The following is a 12,473-nucleotide window of genomic DNA, read 5'->3' as shown; positions in this document are numbered from 1 at the left end:
ACTCCTCCCCCCACCACCCTGTCCCGGTTTCCGGCAACTCTTGGAATCCGGACCGTCACTCCCGGTAGACCAGTGCACATGAGTGCATGGCTGCCAGACCAATCGACCCTGTACCCCGGCACCGGGTCCCACCGCAGCGTCGACATCTTCGCCGCCCTGCGGGACCAGACCGGAACCCAGCCCGGGAATCAAGCCGGGCATCAGACCGCGCAGGTCACCGCGGCGGGCGCCGCCTGGCTCGCCGGCGCCACGGCCTATCCGCGCTCCACGCTCGCCCAGTGGCAGACCCACCCCGGCTCCCCCGGTGTGCTGCCGTGCGGCTCTGCGTTCGACGTGGTCAATGTGCCCGCGCTCTTCGGGCGGCGCATGCTGGAGCACCTGTGGACCGACGGGCCCGGCTCGGGGCCGGTCGCTTCACACCGCGGGCGGATGCTGCTGTTCGCCGCTCCGGGGACCGCCCAGCGGCTGCCGTCGCTGCTCGACTGGGAGGAGTGGGGCAGCCGCCCCGAGCCGGTGACGGAACACGACCCGCAGGCGTCCGGAGGGCCGGACGACCAGGCGAACAGGTTCCCGCCGCTGCTCTGTCACGGCACCGGCGACGCGGTGACCGTCCCGCCCCTGGCCTGCGGTTCCACCTCCCCCGGGCCCCGGTGGGTGGTCGCCCCCGACACCCGTCACCCGTGGCTGCCGGGCCCCGACGTACTTCTCTGGGCCTGTGTACGCGTGACCCGCTCGGCACCCACGTCAGCGGCCAGGAATTCGATTTTTCCTCCCGCCGATCAGGATGCTAAGGTCTACGACGTCAGCAGGCGCCGCTAGCTCAGTTGGTTAGAGCAGCTGACTCTTAATCAGCGGGTCCGGGGTTCGAGTCCCTGGCGGCGCACAGACGGAAGAAGCCCCTCGCGCAAGCGGGGGGCTTCTTCGTTTCACCGCCGGACCGGTTGCTCACGTGCCGGTGGCGATCCTGACCGTCCACGCCCCCGACGGCGTCCGGTCCGCGACCTCGACCCTGGTGTGCTCACCGGGAATGGTGTACGTCTCCCCGACCCGCAGCGGGGCGTCCGCGAGCGGCGGGTAGACCGACAGGTCCCAGCAGGCGTCGGTGTGGGGGTGGGTGTCGATGACCTGGATGGGTCCGCCGCCGGACGCCGTCCCGTTGCGGACCCGGTAGATCAGCACCCCTTCGCTGCAGGTCGACCGGTCGTTGCCGGTGGCGCTGCGGGCCTCCATCGCCACCACGCCGCCTTCCCCGGTCCTGATCACCGCGAGCCGCGTCCCGAGGGACGCGCCACGTGCCGGGGCGGCGGCCATCGACTCCAGGGTGACGTCCTGCTTGCGCTGGATGCACACCACCTGCCCGCGGTCCAGCCAGCCCAGCTTCCACTTCTGCCAGCCGAACAGATCCGGCGCGAGGCCGAACTGGCTGCCCATCACGTCCCAGTCGCCGACGTACGTGTCCCAGTCGCCCTTGCCGTCCGTCGGCCGGTGGTAGAGGTCCGGCAGGTCGAAGACGTGCCCGGTCTCGTGGGCCAGCACGTTCCGGTCCGGCGGGTGCTGTTCGAAAACAGTGACGACACGTCTGATGTCCGTGCCGTCGGCGTGCAGCGGCCGGTCGAAGTTGACGACCTTGGTGGCATCGGAGTCGACGCCAGGGGCGTCCGGGTCGGCGACCAGATAGACGATGTCGTACTTCGAGAAGTCGACCTGGCCGTCGGCTGCGGCAATCGCGTCACGCAGATACTCGCTGCGCCGGCCGTCGTCCCAGTCACGCTTTATCCCGTACGAGGTGGAGCTCCGGGGCATCTGGATCCAATGCCGCTGCGGGTGCGGGCGCAGGGTGAACTTCCCGTACGAGGCGCGCTGGAAGAACTGGGTGGTGGCGGGGAAGTAGTCGGCGGCCAGCTCGGCGGGGGTGGTGATGGGGCGGGCGTCCGTGAAGGAGAGGAAGATCATGACCGCGTCGAGCGCGTGGTCGGGGCGCGGGTAGGCGTCGTTCCAGTCACCCACTCCCAGCGAGTGGTGCACCTCGGTCCGGGGCAGGGCGCACGGGCCGGCCGCTCCGGTGGCGGCCACGGCCGGACCGGCGACAAGAGAGATGGCGGCGAGCGCCAGGAGCGCGATCAGCCCTGCCAGCACGCCACGCGGACTCGGCCTCTCCACTCCCGCGAGTCTGCGCTTATGCGGCACATCGACCTCCGGTGCGGGATGCGGGACTCGCACCCACCCTGTGCCGGTTTGGTGGTGTACGCCCTGTTGTGCTGCCCCACTCGGGTAAACAGACCGCCACCCGATGCTTTTTCACGGACAGTCATAATCGATCACCGCAACCGCGCAAGACAGACTCAAGATCGACTGGAGAGAACAGAGCCGCACAGAAACAATCAGTCCTGGGCAAACCGGATCGGCGCGCGAATGGTCCATGCGGGGCGAGCCGCGGGCCCGGAACGGGAGCGGAGCTGGAACGGGCCGGACGACAACCTCTATGCTTTCCCACGCTTTCCTGCGTGGTTTCCGCCCCGACAGCGGCACACCACGCGGCGGGCCCAGTCCGACCACATCTGTTCAGGACAGAACTGCACGGCGGGAGCGAGCGGTGAGCGAAACCTCCGAAGGGCCGAGGCCCCCGGCAGGCGCAGCGCCCCCTACCGCGCGGCCGCCGGTCACGGAGCGTCATGCAGATCCCGCGTCGGCACGGGCCGGAAACGGGGCCGCGGACGGGATCGCGGACAGGGCCGGAGACGCCCTCGCAGACGGAACGGCTGACGGCAGCGGCGAGCCCGAGCCGGTCGGCCGCGGCACCGACTACCGGGCCGCCTTCCGGGCCGCCACCCTTCCGATGGCCGTCGTCGACCACGAAGGCCTGATCCTCACCGCCAACGACGCCCTCGGCGCGCTGCTCGGCGCCGCCCCCGCGGCTCTGACCGCGCAGTCCGCGTCCGATCTGCTCGACGTCTCGTCGGACGGCCGCACCTGGCATGCGTACCGCGAGGTGTTGCGCGGCCGGCGCTCCCGGTTCCGCTGCACGCGCAGGCTCAAGCACCGCGACGGGCGCTCGCTGTGGGCCGAGATCACCGTCGCACCGATGCCGCAGACGTCACCCGGTTCCTCCGCCGGTTCGTGTCCGGTACTGCTCTCCGTCGCCGACATCAGCGACCGGCGCGAGCTGCAGAAGCGGCTACGCCACCTCCAGATGCACGATCCGGTGACCCGGCTGCCCAACCGGACGCTGTTCTTCGAACGCCTCTCGGCCGCCCTGGAGACCCCGCCGGACCAGGACGGGCCCCGGCGGCACGGCCGGATCGGGCTCTGCTACCTCGACCTGGACGGGTTCAAGGCCGTCAACGACACGATGGGCCACCGGGTCGGCGACCGGCTGCTCGCCGCCGTCGCCACCAGACTCACCGACTGCGCCGAACAGGAGAACCAGCACCGCACCGGCGCCTCACTCGTGGCGCGCCTCGGCGGCGACGAGTTCGCGATCCTCGTCGAGGAGTCCGCCGGTGCGCAGCAGCTCACCGATCTCGCCCGCGCGGTGCTCACCGCTCTGCAGAAGCCGTTCGACCTGGCCGGGCAGCGGCTGGCCGTATCGGCGTCGATCGGCGTGGTGGAGCGGCCCGTGGCCGGCACCTCGGCGACCGGTCTGATGCAGGCCGCCGACACCACGCTGTACTGGGCGAAGGCGGACGGAAAAGCCCGCTGGACACTCTTCGACCCCGAGCGCAACGCTCACCGGATGACGCGGCAGGCGCTCTCGTCCACGCTGCGGCCCGCTGTCGAACGCGGCGAGTTCACCATCGAGTACCAGCCGCTGGTCGGGATGGCCGACGGGGTCGTACGCGGGGTGGAGGCCCTGGTCCGCTGGAACCACCCGCAGTTCGGCATGCTCTCGCCGAATCGGTTCGTCGCGATCGCCGAGGAGGACGGTTCGATCGTCCAGCTCGGCCGGTGGGTGCTGCAGTCGGCGTGCCGCCAGGCCCGGCGGTGGCAGCTGGACCATCCGACCGAGCCCCCGCTGTTCATCAGCGTCAATGTCGCCGTACGGCAGGTCTGGGACTCGGACCTGGTGACGGATGTCGCGGAGATCCTCGCCGAGACCGGCCTGGCACCCGGACTGCTGCAGCTCGAACTGACCGAGTCCGCGGTGATGGGCTCGGCGGGCCGCCCGCTGGAGGCGCTCCAGGCGCTCAGCGACATGGGCGTCCGGATCGCCATCGACGACTTCGGGACCGGCTACTCGAACCTCGCCTATCTGAGCCGGCTGCCGGTGTCCGTTCTGAAGCTGGACGGCTCGTTCGTACGCGGCTTCCGTTACGAGGACGGCGCGCACCCCAGCCCCGCCGACGAGACGATCGTCGAGGCGATGGTGCAACTGGCGCACCGGCTGGGCCTGACGGTCACCGCGGAGTGCGTGGAAACCGCAGGCCAGGCGGAGCGACTGCGCCGGATCGGCTGCGACACCGGCCAGGGCTGGCTCTACTCACGAGCGGTGGCCCCGGAACGCATCGCGGAACTGATCGGCGCCAGATCCCTGCAACCCTGAGCACCCTGCGACACCCCCAAGCCCGCCCGTCACACCCGAGCCCGCCCGCCAACATCAAACCCGCCCGCCAAAACCAAGCCCGCCCGGCAACATCAAGCCCGCCCGGCGATTGAGGGCACCTGCCAGCCCGCCCGGCGATTGAGGGCATCTGTCAGCCCGTCCGGCGCTTGAGGACAGAACGGTCAGGCGGACGAACCCGCACACCCCTCAGCCGCGCAACCCATACGCATCCGCGATCAGCTCATAACTCCGCACCCGCGCCCCACCCCCATGCGCATTGGCGGTGATCATCAACTCATCCGCACCGGTCCGCTTGGCCAGGTCGTCCAGCCCGGAGCGGACCTCGTCCGCCGTTCCGTGGATGACATTGCCGAGCCAGCTGTCGACGAACTCGCGCTCCATGGGGGTGAAGGCGTAAGCCTCCGCCTCCTCGGGGGTCGGAATGAGACCGGGCCGGCCGGTGCGCAGGCGGACCATGGACAGCGCACCGGTCAGCACCTGACGCCGGGCCTCGCGCTCCTCGTCGGCGGCCAGCGCCGAGACGCCGATCAGGGCGTACGGGGCGTCGAGCACCGCGGAAGGCTTGAACGACTCCCGGTACAGGTCGAGCGCCGGAATCGTGTTCTGCGCCGAGAAGTGGTGGGCGAAGGCGAACGGCAGGCCGAGGACGCCGGCCAGCCTCGCGCTGAAGCCGGAGGAGCCGAGCAGCCAGATCGGCGGGCGGCCGGTGGGGCCCTGCACCGGGCCCGGGACCGCATGGATGCGGGCGTACGGGTGACCGTCGGGGAAGTCGTCGTCCAGGAACCGGGTCAGCTCGGCGAGCTGCTGCGGGAAATCGTCGGCGCCCTCGTTCAGCCGGTCGGTGCGGCGCAGGGCGGCGGCGGTCGCGCCGTCCGTGCCGGGCGCACGGCCGAGGCCCAGGTCGATGCGGCCGGGAGCCATGGCCTCCAGGGTGCCGAACTGTTCGGCGATGACGAGCGGGGCGTGGTTGGGCAGCATCACCCCGCCGGAGCCGAGCCGGAGCCGCTCGGTGTGGGCGGCGAGATGGGCGAGGATCACGGCCGGGGACGACGAGGCGACGCCGGGCATGGAGTGGTGTTCGGCGACCCAGAGCCGGTGGAAGCCGCGGCGTTCGGCGAGTTGCGCGATGTCCACGCTGGTGCGGAGCGCCTGGGTCGCGGTGCGGCCCTGGCCCACACTCACCAGGTCGAGCACCGAGAGCGGCACAGGGGCCGTTCCCTCGGCCCGGCCGCGAATGTCGTCGCCTCGGTTCTTGTCCACGTGAAGGCCTCTCCGGTGATGCGCTGACGTCAGGACGCTTACGTCCTCGACAGCCAACAGGAGGCTGTCTCCGTTTATTCCCCGGGGCCGGTCACTACCCCACCGGGGCCGGCGGCGCTTCCCGGGTGGCGAAGAGCGTGCCCAGCTGCGGCGCCCAGGTACGGCGGCGGGCCAGTCGCAACGCCTCGAACACCGCCACCTGATTCGCGGTGAGAACCGGCTTCGCAAGGAGTTCTTCCAGGTCACAGATGTGCGCTGTGGTGTGCAGGGCTGCGTCCGGCAGCAGTACGGCGTCCACGTCCGGGCGGTCCGCGGCGACGGCGAGTTCCTTCAGCCGGTCCGGACCCCACGCGGCGGCCTCGGCGGCGGTCGTGACGCCGCCGCTGTGCGTGGCGACCACGTCGATGCCCGCGGCGGCCAGGAACTCGCTGAAGAGCCGGGCGATCTCTTCGGGGTAGGTCGCGGCGACCGCGACGCGGGCGGCGCCCAGCGCCCGTACCGCCTGGACGAAGCCCAGCGACGCGCTGGAGGCGGGCAGTCCCGCCGCCCGGGCCAGGGCGGTGGTCTGCCCATGGGCCCCCTCCCAGCCGTACACGAAGCTCCCGCCGGTGCTGGCCAGGACCACCGACTCGGCGCCGGCGCGCCGCAGCTCCTCGATACCGGCGGCGAGGCGTTCGGGCTCTCCCAGCTTTCGCAGGGTGTCGGGGCGCCGGTCGTCCTCGCCGGGTTCGGTGTGGTTCACGACCAGTCTGATGGTGGTGTCGAGGATGACCTCCATCCGTGGGAACTCGTCCTCCGCGAAGTGGCCCGGGTAGAGGAATCCGACGGTCGTCATGTCCACCCTCCTGCACTGCTGGACCGGTGTACTTCCGCTACTGCCTCTCCCTGCCCAGTATTCCCCTCGGCAGCCACTGCCCACATTCCCGTTGACGGAGCCGGTCCGGGGTGCGAGCGTGGTCAATCCGCACATCTCAGACACAGCGGAGTCACCGTCTCTCATGCCAGAGCCCACCCTGCTCGTCCTGGACACCGACCCTTCGCCGCGTCTCGGCCGGCTGACCGGACAGGTCCGGATCCGGTACACGGACGAGGCCGGCCTCGCCGGGCAACTGCCGCACGCCGATGCTCTGCTGGTGTGGGACTTCGCCTCCGACGCGGTACGCGCCGCCTGGCCGGGCGACGGGCCGCGGCCCCGCTGGGTGCATACGGCGAGCGCGGGCGTGGACCGGCTGCTCTGCCCGGAGCTGACCGCGTCCGACACCGTACTGACCAATGCGCGGGGTGTCTTCGAGCGGCCGATCGCCGAGTATGTCCTGGGCCTGGTGCTGGCGTTCGCCAAGGACATCCCCGGCACACTGGAGCTGCAGCGGCAGCGGCAGTGGCGTCACCGTGAATCGCAGCAGGTCGCGGGCGCCCGCGCGGTGGTGGTCGGGGCCGGGCCGATCGGCCGGGAGATCACCCGGCTGCTGATGGCGCTGGGGGTCCAGGTGGCACTCGTCGGGCGTACCGCGCGCCGCAGTATCCATGGCGCCGAGGATCTGGACCGGCTGGCGGCGCTCGCCGACTGGGTGATCTGCGCGGCGCCGCTGACGGAGCGCACACGCGGGATGTTCGACGCGCGGTTCTTCGGGCTGATGCAGCCGTCGGCCCGCTTCGTCAATGTCGGGCGCGGGCCGATGGTCGTCGAGGAGGACCTGGCCGACGCGCTGCGCAGACGGTGGATCGCGGGCGCGGCGCTCGATGTGTTCGCGCACGAACCGCTGGATCCGGGGAGCGCACTGTGGGACGTACCGGGGCTGATCGTGTCCCCGCACATGAGCGGCGACACGGTCGGCTGGCGGGATCGGCTGGCCGAGCAGTTCGTGGAGATGTACGAACTCTGGGCGGCCGGGAACCCCTTGCCGAACGTGGTCGACAAACAGCTCGGATACGTCCCCGTCCCGGACCGGAGCGAGTGACCCCAACCGGTCGGGCACCATGACCACTTCAGCCACCCATGACGGACATCGCCACATGACGGTGGGTCATGGACGGTTCCAGACCGGGGAATACGCGCTGCGCACCGGCCGTCGCGCTCCGCCCACATGGAGACACGGAAGGGTCACGTCCCAGTCACCGTTCGATTACATGCGGCCTTTTCCTGCATAGGCGCACGGGATCGGGCAGGCGCTGAACCTGTCCGGACTGTTCGACCCCTCCAGGAGACTGCGAACCATGGCTGACTTCCCGAACCTGTCCCGTCGGGGCTTCCTCAACCGATCGGCGGCCGTAGGTGGTCTGCTCGTCGTGCCCGGTCTGCTCTCCGCCTGCAGCAAGACCGACGCCGGTTCCGCGGACGGCGCGGGGGCGCTCGAGGCACTCCGCAAGCAGGGGTTCGTCCGGGTCGCGTACGCCAATGAGGCCCCGTACGGCTACATGGAGGGCAAGCAGCTCAAGGGCGAGGCGCCCACCCTGCATCGGGAGATATTCAAAGCGCTCGGCGTCGACGAACTGAAGCCCACCCTCTCCGAGTGGGACGGCCTGATCCCCGGGCTGCAGGCGGGCAAGTACGACGTGGTCAGCGCCGGCATGGCGATCACGCCCGAGCGCTGCGCCAACGCCATCTTCTCCGAGCCCGAGTTCATCTCGCCCACCGCGCTGATGGTGAAGAAGGGCAACCCGAAGAAGGTCACCGACCTGGCATCGGCGAAGGCCGCCGGGGTCGTCGTCGGTGTGATGTCGGGTGCTGTCGAGGGTTCGTACGCCGAGGGGGCCGGCATCTCCAAGGACAGGATCAAGTCGCTGCAGAAGCCGCAGGACGGCGCCGACGCGGTCAAGGGCGGCCGGATCGACGCGTTCCTGCTCACCGGAATCTCACTGCGCTGGCTGGCGAGGACCAACCCCGGCACCGAGGTCACCGAGGCCTTTCTGCCGGAGCTCGACGGCAAGCGGCAGTACAGCCCCGGCGGCGCCGTCTTCCGCAAGGGCAACGAGGATCTGCGGGACGCCTTCAACCGCGAGCTGAAGAAGATCGTCTCGGACAGGTCGCGCTATGTCAGCCTGCTCCAGGAGTACGGCTTCGGAGCCACCGAGCTGCCACCGACAACCCTGAAGACGGCCGATCTGTGCAAGGGCTGACAGGGACGGACCCCACCGCATGAGTGATTTCTTCTCCGCCTTCGTCGACGATCTGCCGCAGCTGCGCTCGGGGCTGTGGGTGACCCTCCAGGCGACCGTCCTGGGGGCGCTGCTCGCCCTGCTCCTGTCCTTCGTCCTCGGTCTGATGTCGGTCAGCCGGCTGATGGTGACGCGCGGCGTGTCACGCGTGGTCGTGGAGTTCTTCCGCGGCACCTCGCTGTACATCCAGCTGTTCTGGCTCTACTACGCAATGCCGCCGCTGACGGGGTACGAACTGACGCCGCTGCTCTGCGGCGTCGTCGCCTTCGGCCTCAATTACGGCGCGTACGGCTCCGAGGTGGTGCGCGGCGCGATCAGCTCCGTACCCCGCGCCCAGTACGAGGCGGCCGTCGCGCTGAACATGACGCCGCTGTACCGGATGCGGAAGGTGATCATTCCGCAGGCCTGGGTGCAGATGATCCCGCCCTTCACCAATCTGCTGATCCAACTGCTGAAGTGCACTCCGCTGCTGTGGCTGATCTCCGCGGCCGACCTGATGACCGTGATCCAGCAGCTGCGCGACCGAACCGGTGAGACGCTCACCGCGTACATGACCCTGCTGGTCGCCTACTTCGTCCTGGCCTACGCGCTGACTCTGCTGATGAACCTGCTGGAGCGGAGCGCCAAGCGGCGGCTGGGTCTGCAGACCGGTGCGGGCTCGCTGCTGCGCAGCCGCAGCGCAACGGAGGCCGTCGCCTCCGCGACCGGAGGTGCCCGGTGAACGGCTTCGACTGGAACGCCGCCGGGGACGCACTTCCCCTGGTGCTCGAGGGTTTCCGGGTCACGCTGCTCGCGACCGTGCTCGGCACGCTCGTCGCCGCGGTCCTCGGACTCGCCATCGCGGTCGCCGGACGGGCCCCGAGCAGGTTCCTGACCGTGCCGGTACGGGTCGTGATGGAATTCATCCGGTCCACCCCGCTGCTCGTCCAACTGGTCGGCGCGGCCGCCCTGTTCACCGCGGTGGAGCCGCTGACGATCGGCATCGTGGTGCTGGGCGTCCACTACGCCGCGTACACCTCCGAGGTGTACCGCGCCGGGATCGACGGTGTACCGAAGGGCCAGTGGGAGGCCTGCCGGGCGCTCTCGCTCGCCCCACGGCGGACCTGGCAGGCCGTGATCCTGCCGCAGGCGGTGCGCAATGTGCTGCCCGCCCTCGGCAACTACGCGATCTCGATGTTCAAGGAGACCCCGTTCCTCGCCGTGATCACGGTGCAGGAAATGGTCTTCGAGGCCCGTAAGTACGGCGCCGATCACTTCGCCTACACCGAGGCGTTCACGCTCGCCGGACTGGTCTTCCTGGTCGCGAGCTACCCCACCTCGCTGCTGATGAGAAAGCTGGAGAAGCGCCTTGGCCACTGAACCTCTCCCCCTGCAGAAGGCGGCTGCCGCGGCTCCCGTGGACATCGCCCCGGTCCCTGCCACGTCGCAGACCGGCCATCCGCTGGTCCGCTTCGACAACGTCGTGAAGCGGTACGGCGACCATGTCGTCCTCGACGGGCTGGACTTCTCGGTACAGCGCGGCGAACACGTCACACTCATCGGACCCAGCGGCTCGGGCAAGACCACCATCCTGCGGCTGCTGATGACGCTCGAGAAGGTCAGCGACGGAGTGATCTGGGTGGACGGTGACCCGCTGTCCCACGTCAGGGCTCCCGACGGCTCGCTGAGGCCGGCGACCGAGAAGCATCTGCGCGAAGCCCGGAGGAAGATCGGCATGGTCTTCCAGCAGTTCAACCTCTTTCCCCATATGAAGGTGCTGCAGAACATCACCGAGGCACCGGTCAGCGTGCTGGGCATGGACCGTGACGAGGCGGAGACCCACGCCCGTGAGCTGCTCGATCTGGTGGGGCTCTCGGAAAAGGTCGACGCACACCCTTCCCAGCTCTCCGGTGGCCAGCAGCAACGGGTGGCGATCGCCCGCGCGCTGGCGATGCAACCGGAGATCCTGCTTCTGGACGAGGTGACGTCCGCGCTCGACCCGGAGCTGGTGGCGGGCGTGCTGGACCTGCTGGGCGACATCGCGCGGAACACCGACATCACGATGCTCTGCGTGACCCACGAGATGAATTTCGCCCGTGACGTCTCGGAGAAGGTCCTGATGTTCGACGCAGGGCGGGTGGTGGAGGCAGGTTCGCCGGAAAAAATCTTCACCGATCCCACGCATGAACGTACGCGCGAATTCCTCGACGCAGTGCTGTGACCTCGCCCTCCATCGGTCGCTAATGACGTTGGCATATGCCAGACGGGTGCGCCCCAGCTGACAGCGCCGGGGCGCCTCGTCAAGTCGTCAACAGGCCCCCCTCAAACGCCATTTGGCGGCTATCGTGGTGCGGAAGCTTGCGGTTACAACCTGGTCTTGCGGTCACAACCTGGTAGGGGGAAACCGTGGCGTTGAAGCCCGAACCGACCGCACCGTTCCACTCGGTGCAGTACGCCCTTCGCGTTCTCGAAACGGTCTCCAAGCACGGCAACGGCGTTCTGGACGCCCAGATCTCCCGCGAGACGGGGCTGCCGGCCGGGCATCTCGCCCCGCTGCTACTGATGCTGCGCCGCGAGGGCTATGTCGAGCAGATCACCGACGGCGCCTATGTGATCGGCGCCTCGCTCCTGCTGCTCGGCTCCGGCGCCAGCCGCAGGCAGGCCCTGGAGACGAAGCTCCAGCAGACCCTGGACCAGCTGCGCGACTCGGTCGGCGCCGCGGTGTACATCAGCCGGTACGTCGACGGCGAGATCCGGGTCACCCAGTACGCCGACGGTCCGCGCACCCCCGCGGTCAACGAGTGGGTCGACTTCCGGTCCGCCGCGCACGCCAGCGCGATCGGCAAGTGCCTGCTGACCCAGCTCGACCAGAACGGCCGCCGCGACCACATCTCGCGCCACAAGATCGCCCGGCTCACCTCGCGGACCATCACCAGCGAGAAGGTCCTCTTCTCCAAGCTGGACAGCCAGCCGGCGACGGTCCCGGTGCTCGACCTCCAGGAGTACGCGGTGGGGACGGTCTGCGCAGCCGTCCCGCTGACGGCGGGCTCCTCGGCCGGCTGCCTGGCACTCTCCCTGCCGGTCGAGGATGCGCACCGGCTGCGCTCGGCGGCGGACACATTGAACCGGCGGGCCGCGCCGGTCCTGCTGTCACTGGCCCTCTAGGGTCTTTCGTTTGGATCAGGCTGGATCAGGGAGCGGCCCGCCGCGGAGCGGCTGATGTCACCGTGGTGCGTGCAGCTGCAAGGCGGAGGAAGGAGCCCACGTGGAGCGTCGGCGTCCGCGCGGGCCCGTCGCGGGCACGTGTCATCAGCACCTCTCGGGACCAGGTATTATTTTCGAGTCAGCAGGCGCCGCTAGCTCAGTTGGTTAGAGCAGCTGACTCTTAATCAGCGGGTCCGGGGTTCGAGTCCCTGGCGGCGCACAGACAACGCAGTGGGGGGGGGGGGGGGGGGGGGGGGGGGGGCGCCGCCCGGGGGGGGTGGGGGGGGACGCGAGAAAAAAAAAGTTAGAAAAA

At 69.7% G+C, this 12,473-nt stretch carries 11 protein-coding genes and 2 tRNA genes; 10 read left to right on the top strand and 3 right to left on the bottom strand.

The annotated features are described in order from the left end of the window. Positions 1-78 precede the first annotated feature (78 nt). Both ACIA8E_RS18085 and ACIA8E_RS18080 read left to right on the top strand, forming a co-directional pair. On the top strand, positions 79-819 hold the full coding sequence (locus ACIA8E_RS18085) for a bifunctional DNA primase/polymerase (RefSeq protein WP_399299040.1): 741 nt from the start codon (positions 79-81) through the stop codon (positions 817-819). After that, positions 810-883: transfer RNA gene (locus ACIA8E_RS18080), tRNA-Lys, on the top strand. The genes ACIA8E_RS18085 and ACIA8E_RS18080 overlap by 10 nt, the downstream gene beginning before the upstream one ends. Before the next feature lie 62 nt (positions 884-945). On the opposite strand, the gene ACIA8E_RS18075 is transcribed toward ACIA8E_RS18080, so the two are convergent. After that, positions 946-2,160: a M6 family metalloprotease domain-containing protein gene (locus ACIA8E_RS18075; RefSeq protein ID WP_399299038.1), complete on the bottom strand. Its 1,215-nt coding sequence runs from the start codon at positions 2,158-2,160 to the stop codon at positions 946-948. A 433-nt stretch (positions 2,161-2,593) separates the two neighbouring features. Between ACIA8E_RS18075 and ACIA8E_RS18070 the strand changes: the two genes are divergently transcribed. Beyond that, complete coding sequence (locus ACIA8E_RS18070; RefSeq protein WP_399299036.1) at positions 2,594-4,540, top strand: putative bifunctional diguanylate cyclase/phosphodiesterase; 1,947 nt, start codon at positions 2,594-2,596, stop codon at positions 4,538-4,540. Positions 4,541-4,747: 207 nt separating this feature from the next. Here ACIA8E_RS18070 and ACIA8E_RS18065 read toward each other — a convergent pair whose 3' ends face one another. Together ACIA8E_RS18065 and ACIA8E_RS18060 are read right to left on the bottom strand one after the other, a co-directional pair. Further along, on the bottom strand, positions 4,748-5,821 hold the full coding sequence (locus ACIA8E_RS18065; RefSeq protein ID WP_399299034.1) for an LLM class flavin-dependent oxidoreductase: 1,074 nt from the start codon (positions 5,819-5,821) through the stop codon (positions 4,748-4,750). 94 nt (positions 5,822-5,915) lie between these two features. Next, on the bottom strand, positions 5,916-6,656 hold the full coding sequence (locus ACIA8E_RS18060; protein WP_399299032.1) for a decarboxylase: 741 nt from the start codon (positions 6,654-6,656) through the stop codon (positions 5,916-5,918). Between the two features lie 163 nt (positions 6,657-6,819). Here ACIA8E_RS18060 and ACIA8E_RS18055 point away from each other — a divergent pair, with 163 nt between their 5' ends. The 7 genes from ACIA8E_RS18055 to ACIA8E_RS18025 all read left to right on the top strand — a co-directional run bounded on the left by ACIA8E_RS18055 (position 6,820) and on the right by ACIA8E_RS18025 (position 12,380). Further along, positions 6,820-7,779 (top strand): D-2-hydroxyacid dehydrogenase, encoded by a 960-nt coding sequence (locus ACIA8E_RS18055; protein ID WP_399299030.1) that lies wholly within the window; start codon positions 6,820-6,822, stop codon positions 7,777-7,779. 256 nt (positions 7,780-8,035) lie between these two features. Next, positions 8,036-8,938, top strand: a complete 903-nt coding sequence (gene ehuB, locus ACIA8E_RS18050) for an ectoine/hydroxyectoine ABC transporter substrate-binding protein EhuB (protein ID WP_399299028.1) — start codon at positions 8,036-8,038, stop codon at positions 8,936-8,938. Between the two features lie 19 nt (positions 8,939-8,957). After that, the gene (ehuC, locus tag ACIA8E_RS18045; RefSeq protein ID WP_399299026.1) at positions 8,958-9,698 is read left to right on the top strand and encodes an ectoine/hydroxyectoine ABC transporter permease subunit EhuC; all 741 of its coding nucleotides are present in this window, start codon (positions 8,958-8,960) and stop codon (positions 9,696-9,698) included. Then, a complete protein-coding gene (gene ehuD / locus ACIA8E_RS18040) occupies positions 9,695-10,336 on the top strand; it encodes an ectoine/hydroxyectoine ABC transporter permease subunit EhuD (protein WP_399299024.1) in 642 nt (213 codons plus the stop codon). The genes ehuC and ehuD overlap by 4 nt, the downstream gene beginning before the upstream one ends. Beyond that, positions 10,326-11,177 carry an ectoine/hydroxyectoine ABC transporter ATP-binding protein EhuA gene (ehuA, locus tag ACIA8E_RS18035; protein ID WP_399299021.1) on the top strand — a complete coding sequence of 284 codons (852 nt, stop codon included), beginning with the start codon at positions 10,326-10,328 and terminating at the stop codon, positions 11,175-11,177. Before ehuD ends, ehuA begins: the two co-directional genes overlap by 11 nt. 185 nt (positions 11,178-11,362) lie before the next feature. Next, positions 11,363-12,121 (top strand): IclR family transcriptional regulator, encoded by a 759-nt coding sequence (locus ACIA8E_RS18030; RefSeq protein ID WP_399299020.1) that lies wholly within the window; start codon positions 11,363-11,365, stop codon positions 12,119-12,121. A gap of 185 nt (positions 12,122-12,306) precedes the next feature. Next, positions 12,307-12,380, top strand: a tRNA-Lys gene (locus ACIA8E_RS18025). The last annotated feature ends 93 nt before the right edge of the window (positions 12,381-12,473 follow it).

It is taken from the genome of Streptomyces sp. NPDC051664, assembly GCF_044453545.1.
GTDB lineage: Bacteria > Actinomycetota > Actinomycetes > Streptomycetales > Streptomycetaceae > Streptomyces.
The sequence above is the reverse complement of the archived record's forward strand: the minus strand, read 5'-3'. Positions and strand labels throughout refer to the sequence as shown.